This is a genomic window from Peptoniphilus sp. oral taxon 386 str. F0131, assembly GCF_000090945.1.
GTDB classification, from domain to species: domain Bacteria; phylum Bacillota; class Clostridia; order Tissierellales; family Peptoniphilaceae; genus Anaerosphaera; species Anaerosphaera mikwangii.
The window spans coordinates 256,754-265,747 of the sequence record NZ_GL349422.1 but is presented as its reverse complement, the minus strand read 5'-3'; the positions used below and the strand labels follow the sequence as shown (position 1 = coordinate 265,747).

The following is an 8,994-nucleotide window of genomic DNA, read 5'->3' as shown; positions in this document are numbered from 1 at the left end:
TAGGCAAATCTCTTATATGTCCTACCGATGCTACAACTTTATAAGTACTTCCAAGCATTTTTTTAATAGTTTTAGCCTTAGTAGGTGACTCAACTATAACTAAATTTTTAGCCAATGTTACACTTCCTTAAACATTTTTCATTTATGTTATAATATCAAGTATTTATTAAGTGTTCAAGTCTTTTAACATTTCCTACACAAAAGACAAATCTTGAAATAACCACTAAAAATGTAATGAGTGTTGAAATACCTCAGATGGAATTTAAGACAGAAAAATTGACAGAAGACGGCTCATTATATCCATATGGTTATGCACAAACAACAGCAGATCTTGATGAAGCAATAGATAAGCTGAGCTACGTAATGGATAAACTGCTTAGACTTGCACAACTTGAAAAATCAACTCAGCTCATGGCAGATGAAATAGAAAAGACAAGAAGAAGAGTAAATGCTCTTGAATACAAGACAATACCGGATTTAAAAGATACTATAAAATATATAGTAGGTAAACTTGATGAAAATGAAAGAGCAAATATAACCAGATTGATGAAAGTTAAGGACATCATATCAAAAGAAGAAAGTAAGGAAACGAAAAGAGAAGTTGATGTAGAAACACTAACTGTATAAAAATTAAAATGCTACTCTGAAAGGGTAGCATTTTGTATGTCTTCAGTCGGATTGAACTTGTGAAAGAAACTGTCAAATACATTGTTTACAATGTCTTAATACTAAAAGTAAACGAATAGTATTATGAGTTTATAATAAAAATATGCTACTTTTTAAAGTAGCATATTTTTTATGTTATTAAATTATTTAAGTTCAGCTTTTAATTTTTTAGTAGAGTTAAGAAAAGCTGCAAGACAACATACTGCGAATAATATTCCTGCCGGATAAGCTATGCTTATTGGAAGTTTAAATCCTTCAGGTGCTATTAATATATAAGTTGATGTTACAGCAGACATAAATGTTGCCGGAATCATTGTGATGTAGTAGTTTTTCTTATTCTTTAGAAGATATGCACTTGCTGCCCATAAAGCTATCATAGCAAGAGTTTGGTTTGACCAAGAGAAATATCTCCAAATGATATTAAAGTCGATTTGAGATAATAAAGCTCCGACAATTAGAAGAGGAGCAGTAAGTAATAATCTTTTCTTGCCATCTTTTTGTCCGATATTGAACCAATCTGCAATTGTAAGTCTGGCACTTCTAAATGCAGTATCACCTGATGTTATAGGACAAGCTATTACACCGATCATTGCAAGCACTGAGCCTACAGGTCCAAGCAGTGTTTTACAAATTTCATATACAACACCATTTTGTGTAGATTCAGCCAATGCATTTGAAAGACCGCCTGTAGAACCATAGAATGCAACTCCGGCTGCCGCCCATATAAGAGCTATAATACCTTCTGCAACCATTGCACCGTAGAATACTTTTCTTCCGTCTTTTTCAGTTTTAATACATCTTGCCATCATAGGAGATTGAGTTGCGTGGAAACCTGAGATTGCACCACAGGCAACAGTAATAAACATAAATGGCCAGATAGGAGTATTTTTAGGGTGAAGATTTGCAAGAGTCATTTCAGGAATATGATATCCCTTAATTAAAATTCCTCCACCTACGCCAATACACATTATAATTAGGCATAATCCGAAAATAGGATATAACTTTCCGATAACTTTATCAATTGGAAGAAGTGTTGCCAAGAAATAGTATACAAGAATTATAATAAGCCAAACTTTAGCGCTTAATCCTGTATTAAGCATTGAAAGAAGCTTAGCAGGTCCTGTTGCAAATACGGTACCTACTAAAACCAATAATACTACAGAGAAAACTCTCATTACATTTTTCATTGTATCGCCAAGATAAATACCGGTAATTTCAGATATACTTGCTCCATTGTGTCTGATAGAAATCATACCACACATAAAATCGTGAACAGCTCCTGCAAGTATTGTTCCGAATACTATCCATAAAAATACGGTAGGACCCCATTGTGCTCCGGCTAATGCACCGAAAATAGGTCCAAGTCCTGCGATGTTAAGTAATTGAATTAAAAATACCTTTGGAGTACTCATTGGAACATAGTCTATTCCATCTCCATGAGATAATGCAGGAGTAGGCTCATCGGTCGGTCCAAATATACCCTCTACAAATTTTCCGTAAATAAAATAACCTGCAATTAAAATAAATAGTGCGATAAAAAAAGTAATCATAATATACCCCCTCTTTGTAAATACTTAGAAAACACTTTCTATAATAAATTATAGTACATTTATTATCTGCCGACAATAATAAAGTGATAAAATATTAAATTATAGTAAATTTGATTATAAACCTTTAAAGTTATAAACATTTAATAATATAAAAAGTATTTAATTAAAAAAGTTTTAAAGTATGTGAAATATACTTATGATAAGTTGCTTGAATTCTAAAACAATAAAATTAACTGTCGTATGTAAACATTTGTTATTGTTAAAGTTATATAAAAAGATTGCTCTGAAAATCAGAGCAATTAAGAATTTTTTATAATATCTTTCAGTTTAGTCTTATCTATGATATAAACACCAAGCTGTGTAATAATAATCATAGTGAAAAAAATAGTTGCTATATTTGTAATTATAAATCCAAAGGCATCAGATTTTGCAATTTCTCCAATACTTAAATAATAAATTTCGGAAGAAACAACAACTGCCGATACGATGGAGTAAACAAGTCCGTTTACATATGGATTTTTTATAAATTTACTTATAGTATAAGTAATAACAGCACATACTCCGCCGACAACCATGTCAATAGCTCCAAATGGCGATGCGAAATTTGCAAGTATTCCGCCAAGCACAAGTGCCGGTACATACTTTCTATTAAAAAATGGAATTAATGCAAAAACTTCTCCTATTCTAAATTGAAGTGCGCCAAAGCCAATCGGATTAATACTTATAAATATGATGTATATTGCCATCACAATAGCATTCTTAGTAAGATCCTTTAAGTTCATAATATTCTCCTTTAAATAAAATAACTCTATTGAGTTTTCTTATTTAAGCTTTGCCACCACTTAGACCAAAGTGCCACTTAAATAACAGGTCTATAATTTTTTCATATCATCTCCTAAATAAAAGTGGAGCTAACGGCGGGGATCGAACCCGCGACCTCTACATTACCAATGTAGTGCTCTACCTACTGAGCTACGATAGCAATTAAAATTTATGCACATATATAATAACATATCAATCTGTTTTTTGTAACTATTTTTATAAATTATATTTTACGGTGCATAAAAAATTAAGACTTAAAGATAGCGATATTATAAATTCTAAGTTTATGTTTTTTTAATAAATAAGCATGAGTTTAGAATTTATAATATTGCATCTAAAAGTCTTAATTCTCTATATTAAATTTTCATATAATCGCATTAAATAGGTCCATAGTGGATAACTGTTGCAACCATTAATATTAGTGAACAAGCTACATACCACATTAATAAAAGCTTCCAAATCCACTTCATCCATTTTCCATATACTATACCACCGATAGCAAGGGCAGCCATTAAATCACCTGAAGTAGGTGTTATAAGATTTGTAATACCATCTCCAAATTGGAATGCCATTACTGCAGTTTGTCTTGTAAGGCCAATAACATCAGCAAGCGGAGTCATTATAGGCATACTTACAACGGCTTGTCCTGTACCTGAAGGAATAAATACATTTATAAATGATTGGAATAGGAACATTCCTACAGCACTTATTTGTAAAGGAAGATCGAAAACTAATTTTGAGAATGAATGAACTATTACATCAAGAATATTTCCGTCTTGCATTATTACGGTTATTGCACGAGCAAAACCTACACAAAGTCCTGCATATAGTAAGTTTCCGGCGCCTTTTACAAAATTATCTACAGTTTCGTTTAAAGATAATCCGCCGACCAAACCGCAGATTATTGCAACAGCCATGAATATAGCGGCAATTTCACCTAAATAGAATTCATATACTAAAACACCGTAAACTAGAGCAATAAGACCTAATAAGAATACAAGTAGTGATAATTTTTGTTTTGATGTGAAATTAAATTCGCCTTCCAATAATTCGTTTTCTCTAAAAGGACTCTTTAAATCGCTTTCATAAACTAAGCTTGATTGAGGATTTTTGTGAATTTTGCCTGCGTATATGTATACGTAAGATACAGTTATGATAAGTAAAATTGCAAAAGATACTATTCTTAGTCCCATACCGCTAAATAGAGGAACTTCAGCTATATTTTGAGCAGTTGCAACAGTAAAAGGATTTAAAATTGCACCCATATATCCTATTCCTACACCGCACATTCCAAGAGCAACCCCTGTAATGGAGTCAAATCCCAAGGCAAGACACAGCGTTATTTGCAGGGGAAGAAAAGCTAAACATTCTTCAAAATTTCCTACTATAGCTCCGCCAAGTCCCCAAAAAGTAAGTACGATAGGAATTACAAGCCTTTCACGACCTTTTAATTTCATAAGAGCTACTTGTAGTAAAGAGTCAAGAGCACCTGTTCCCTTTAATACTCCAAAAGTTCCACCTATTATGAATAAAAAGTTTATAATTTCAGCAGATTCATTAAGACCTCTTGGGATTGATTGCAGAACTCCCCAAAGAGATACAGGATTTTTATCTATAGCATGATAACTTGTAGGATCTACTATTTCTATTTCGGTGATAGGGTTTAAGACCCTTGTATATTCACCTGTTGGAAGTACATAAGTTGCAAATGATACAACAATTAATAAAATTACAATTAATACTAAGGCGTCAGGAAATTTGAACTTTTTTTGTTTTTTTGTTTTTTCCATTAATATTTCTCCTTTCGATATTAAGTTGGGTTGACATATAATCGCGATTATATTATAATCATAGTTGAATGATTTGATATTGTCAAGTATTTTATGGGGTGAGATATGAAAAATTTAAAAGAAAAGCGAATGATGACGTACTATATAAATGCGACTAGAGAAATAATTGATGAATTTGGTTTTGAAGAGGTAAGTATTAGAAAAATAGCTGATAGATCAGGTTATAACAGTGCAACTTTGTATAATTATTTTAAGAATTTAGAAGTACTTTTAATATATGCTTCAATAGGATATTTAGAAGATTATATAATAGAATTAAGATCCAGACTTAAAGAAGTTAAAACACCAAAAGAGAAATATATAATGGTGTATAAAGTTTTTAATGAGTTTTCATTTAAAAATCCCGACATATATTTTAATATGTTTTATGGTAATCAATCAAAATATCTTCCGGAAATAATAAAGGATTATTATGAAATATTCCCTGAGGAGCTTGGAAGTAATGCAGATGAAGATATAAATGATATGTTGAGAGAAGGAAATATATTTCAGCGTGATTTCAAGGTTACAAAATCATTTTTAAAAGAAAATCTTTTAAAAGAAGATGATATTGCTTTTTTAGTTAGTGTTGTTGTAAGAGTTCATGCAACCTATTTGTATGAAGTAATTTATGATAAGGAAATAGAAATAGGAAAACATTCCGAGAAGTTTTTGATATTTATGGAAAAGCTGATAGATAGCTTGATGAAAGGACGTGTAAAATGAACGAAATATTAAACAATTTTGACAAGATAAGTAAAATCCCGAGAAAAAGTCATAGTGAAGAAAAGATAAGAGATTACATGTATGATTGGGCAAAGGAAAGAGGAATATACGTAGAAAAAGACGATTATAGAAATATATTCATGAGAAAGAGTGCGTCTAAAGGTTATGAAAATTATCCTGCAATTGCACTTCAAGCTCATACGGATATGGTATGTGAAAAAGCTGATGGAGTAGTACATAATTTTGCTGAAGATGCAATAAAATATTATATAGACGGAGACATAGTATCTACAAGAGGAACAACTACTCTCGGTGGAGATAACGGACTTGGAGTCAGTGCAATAATGGCTATTTTTGAAGATAATACTTTAGAACATCCTGAAATAGAAGCAATACTTACAAGTTCGGAAGAAGAAGATTTTTATGGTGCGGAGAATTTTGATGTAAGTAAACTTAACTGCAAATATCTTATAAATTTAGATCATTGCAATGAAAATGAAATACTTTGCGCTTCTGCCGGCGGAGTTGTTTTTACTGCTTATAAAAACATAGATTTTGTAGACGTGGGAGAAATGTATGTGCCTTATGAAATTAAAATTTCAGGTCTTAAAGGCGGACATTCGGGAGAAGATATTCATAGAGGAAGAGGAAACAGTAGTATATTGTTATTCAGATTTTTGAATTATATATCGGATTTAGATTTTTATTTAAACTCCGTAAAAGGTGGAAGTTACAGATTAGCTATTCCAAGGGACAGTAAAGTTGTTGTAATGCTGAATAAAGATCAATATAGTACTCTCCTTGAAAAATTGAATGAGTTTAATATTCTAATATCTGAAGAATTTCAAAAATATAAAGGAAAAATAAAGATTGAAGTTGATTCTATAGAAATCGAAGATAAAAAATGTATGTCAAAAGAGATATTTTCAAATATTTTAGATTATATTTTAGTAAGTCCTGTAGATGTACAAATTATGAGTAATGTCTTTGAAAATATGGTAGATTGTTCTTGTAATTTAGGAGAAATTTATATTGAAGATTCAAAGATTATTTTGATTTCAGATATAAGAGCAAGCTTTAATTCTCAAAAAGAGTTTATTTTAGAAAAACTTAAGAAACTTACAAAGGCCTTCGGTTTAGAATATGAAGTTTGGGGAGATTATTTTAACTGGAAATTCAAGTCTGATTCTAAGTTAAGAGAACTTGTAAAGAAGGTGTATGCAGAAAAAGGAATTGAAAATGTAAAAGAATTATCAGTTCATGCAGGTCTTGAATGCGGATTTTTCATTAATAAAAAACCGGAGCTTGATGTAGTTTCAATAGGACCAAATTCTTGGAATTTTCACTCGCCGAAAGAAGCGTTCAGTATAAAGTCGACAAATACATTTTATAATTGTTTAGTGGAGATATTAAAACAGGCAAAATTTTAAAAAATATAAAGTTGTTTATAAAATAAAAAGAGTTGATTTAAATATAAGAGCTTGGTGAATGGTATTTATACTGTTCTTCAAGCTTTTTTATTTGAAAAATTTAAAATAATTTATTTTGTATAAATTATATTTATCAATATTGCATTGTATCAGCACAAATATAGGATAAGAATTATTTATGAAAGTTCATATATATTAGAAATTATAGTATAATTAAATAGAAAGGAGTGCTTATTTTTGAATAGGGAAAATAAAATGGGATATAAACCTATGGGAAAGCTTTTAATAGAGATGTCATTGCCGATAATGCTTTCTATGTTTATACAAGCACTATATAATATAGTAGATTCACGATTTGTGTCACAAATCAATGAAAATGCCTTTACTGCAGTATCTATCGCATTGCCGATACAAAATTTAATGATAGGTGTCGGTGTTGGAGCAGGGGTTGGAGTTAATGCTCTATTATCACGTTCGCTTGGAGAAAAGAATAACAGGCAGGCCAATCTTGCAGCAGAAAACGGATTTTTTCTCTGCATAATTCACTCTATTGTATTTGTTTTATTTGGACTTTTTTTATCAAGAATTTATTATTCTATGCAGACGACTAATATTGCAGTAATTAATTATGGTTCAGAATATATTTCTATTTGTACTATTTTTTCGATAGGTATATTTACTCAAATTATGACAGAAAGAATTTTGCAATCAACAGGAAGAACTATAATTGCAATGATAAGTCAAATTATCGGAGCGGTTATAAATATAATTCTGGATCCTATATTTATTTTCGGACTTTTTAATGTTCCTGCATTCGGAGTAAAGGGAGCGGCAATTGCAACCGTAATAGGACAGGTTTTAGGAGCGATAATTGCAGTTACGTTAAACTATAAATATAATGCAGATGTAGAAATAAAAAGAATATTTCCCGATATTAATACTATAAGAAAAATATATATTATCGGAGTTCCGAGCATGATATTAATAGCAATAGGAAGTGTAGCTATTTATCTTTTAAATGGAATACTTGACAGATTTTCTACAACGGCAGTTGCAGCACTTGGTGCATATTTTAAGGTTCAAAGTTTTATATTTATGCCTATTTTTGGGCTTACCAACGGGATGGTACCTGTTCTTGCATATAACTACGGAGCGGGAAATTCTGAAAGAGCAAAAAAAGTTGTGGATTTAAGTTTAAAATCGGGAATACTATTTATGACATTCGGATTTTTAATATTCCAAATATTTCCAAAGCAACTTCTTGGAATATTCAATGCTTCAGATAAGCTTATTGAAATAGGAGTTCCAATGCTTAGAATTATTTCAACCGCATTTATGATGGCGGGATATAATATTGTAAGCGGCTCTACTTTTCAGGCACTTGGAAATGGGATGTTATCACTTATGTCATCAGTGGTAAGGCAACTTTTGGTTCTTTTACCCGTTGCATATATTTTTGCTGCAATGGGAAACTTGACATTAGTATGGTGTAGCTATCCAATAGCTGAAATTGCAGATTTTCTATTTTGTAAATACTATTTGAAGAATTTTGCAATAAATAAAATAGAATCTTTGAATTATTAAAAATTCAAGTACAATGCTAAAAAATTCTTTAATATTGATTTTAGGCGTTCTTTATTGTATCATTAAGGTAACTATAAAAATTTAGGGAGGATATTCATGGCAAAAGCAAAATTTGAAAGAACAAAACCGCACGTAAACATTGGAACAATAGGACACGTAGACCACGGTAAAACAACATTAACAGCAGCAATAACATTAGTATTAAGCAAAAAATTCGGTGGCGGAGAATTCGTAGACTACGCACACATAGACAAAGCACCGGAAGAAAGAGAAAGAGGAATCACAATCTCAACATCACACGTAGAATACGAAACAGCAAACAGACACTACGCACACGTAGACTGTCCGGGACACGCCGACTACGTAAAGAACATGATAACAGGAGCA

At 31.2% G+C, this 8,994-nt stretch carries 8 protein-coding genes, 1 tRNA gene and 1 pseudogene; 5 read left to right on the top strand and 5 right to left on the bottom strand.

What is annotated here, in order from left to right:
• Positions 1–115: toprim domain-containing protein (locus HMPREF0629_RS07765; protein ID WP_255263839.1), on the bottom strand; the 115-nt coding region annotated here is incomplete at its 3' end.
• Positions 116–183: 68 nt separating this feature from the next.
• Here HMPREF0629_RS07765 and HMPREF0629_RS01290 point away from each other — a divergent pair.
• Positions 184–627: pseudogene (locus tag HMPREF0629_RS01290) on the top strand (V-type ATP synthase subunit D); the annotation flags it as partial.
• A gap of 182 nt (positions 628–809) precedes the next feature.
• On the opposite strand, the gene HMPREF0629_RS01285 reads toward HMPREF0629_RS01290, so the two are convergent.
• The 4 genes from HMPREF0629_RS01285 to HMPREF0629_RS01270 form a co-directional block, all read right to left on the bottom strand.
• Positions 810–2,216 carry a carbon starvation protein A gene (locus HMPREF0629_RS01285; protein ID WP_009221567.1) on the bottom strand — a complete coding sequence of 469 codons (1,407 nt, stop codon included), beginning with the start codon at positions 2,214–2,216 and terminating at the stop codon, positions 810–812.
• A gap of 299 nt (positions 2,217–2,515) precedes the next feature.
• Complete coding sequence (locus tag HMPREF0629_RS01280; RefSeq protein WP_009221566.1) at positions 2,516–2,998, bottom strand: QueT transporter family protein; 483 nt, start codon at positions 2,996–2,998, stop codon at positions 2,516–2,518.
• Between the two features lie 124 nt (positions 2,999–3,122).
• Positions 3,123–3,198, bottom strand: a tRNA-Thr gene (locus tag HMPREF0629_RS01275).
• Between the two features lie 217 nt (positions 3,199–3,415).
• Complete coding sequence (locus tag HMPREF0629_RS01270; RefSeq protein WP_009221565.1) at positions 3,416–4,828, bottom strand: YfcC family protein; 1,413 nt, start codon at positions 4,826–4,828, stop codon at positions 3,416–3,418.
• 105 nt (positions 4,829–4,933) lie between these two features.
• On the opposite strand from HMPREF0629_RS01270, the gene HMPREF0629_RS01265 reads away from it, so the two are divergent.
• The 4 genes from HMPREF0629_RS01265 to HMPREF0629_RS01250 all read left to right on the top strand — a co-directional run.
• The gene (locus HMPREF0629_RS01265) at positions 4,934–5,593 is read left to right on the top strand and encodes a TetR/AcrR family transcriptional regulator (protein WP_009221564.1); all 660 of its coding nucleotides are present in this window, start codon (positions 4,934–4,936) and stop codon (positions 5,591–5,593) included.
• The gene (gene pepD / locus HMPREF0629_RS01260; protein ID WP_009221563.1) at positions 5,590–7,023 is read left to right on the top strand and encodes a beta-Ala-His dipeptidase; all 1,434 of its coding nucleotides are present in this window, start codon (positions 5,590–5,592) and stop codon (positions 7,021–7,023) included. Before HMPREF0629_RS01265 ends, pepD begins: the two co-directional genes overlap by 4 nt.
• Before the next feature lie 237 nt (positions 7,024–7,260).
• A complete protein-coding gene (locus tag HMPREF0629_RS01255; RefSeq protein ID WP_009221562.1) occupies positions 7,261–8,607 on the top strand; it encodes an MATE family efflux transporter in 1,347 nt (448 codons plus the stop codon).
• 96 nt (positions 8,608–8,703) lie between these two features.
• Positions 8,704–8,994: GTP-binding protein (locus HMPREF0629_RS01250; RefSeq protein ID WP_009221561.1), on the top strand; the 291-nt coding region annotated here is incomplete at its 3' end.

Coding starts and splice junctions, on each gene's coding strand:
- HMPREF0629_RS01285 (WP_009221567.1), bottom strand. CDS start 2,216: ATGATTACTTTTTTTATCGCACTATTTATTTTAATTGCAGGTTATTTT.
- HMPREF0629_RS01280 (WP_009221566.1), bottom strand. CDS start 2,998: ATGAACTTAAAGGATCTTACTAAGAATGCTATTGTGATGGCAATATAC.
- HMPREF0629_RS01270 (WP_009221565.1), bottom strand. CDS start 4,828: ATGGAAAAAACAAAAAAACAAAAAAAGTTCAAATTTCCTGACGCCTTA.
- HMPREF0629_RS01265 (WP_009221564.1), top strand. CDS start 4,934: ATGAAAAATTTAAAAGAAAAGCGAATGATGACGTACTATATAAATGCG.
- pepD (WP_009221563.1), top strand. CDS start 5,590: ATGAACGAAATATTAAACAATTTTGACAAGATAAGTAAAATCCCGAGA.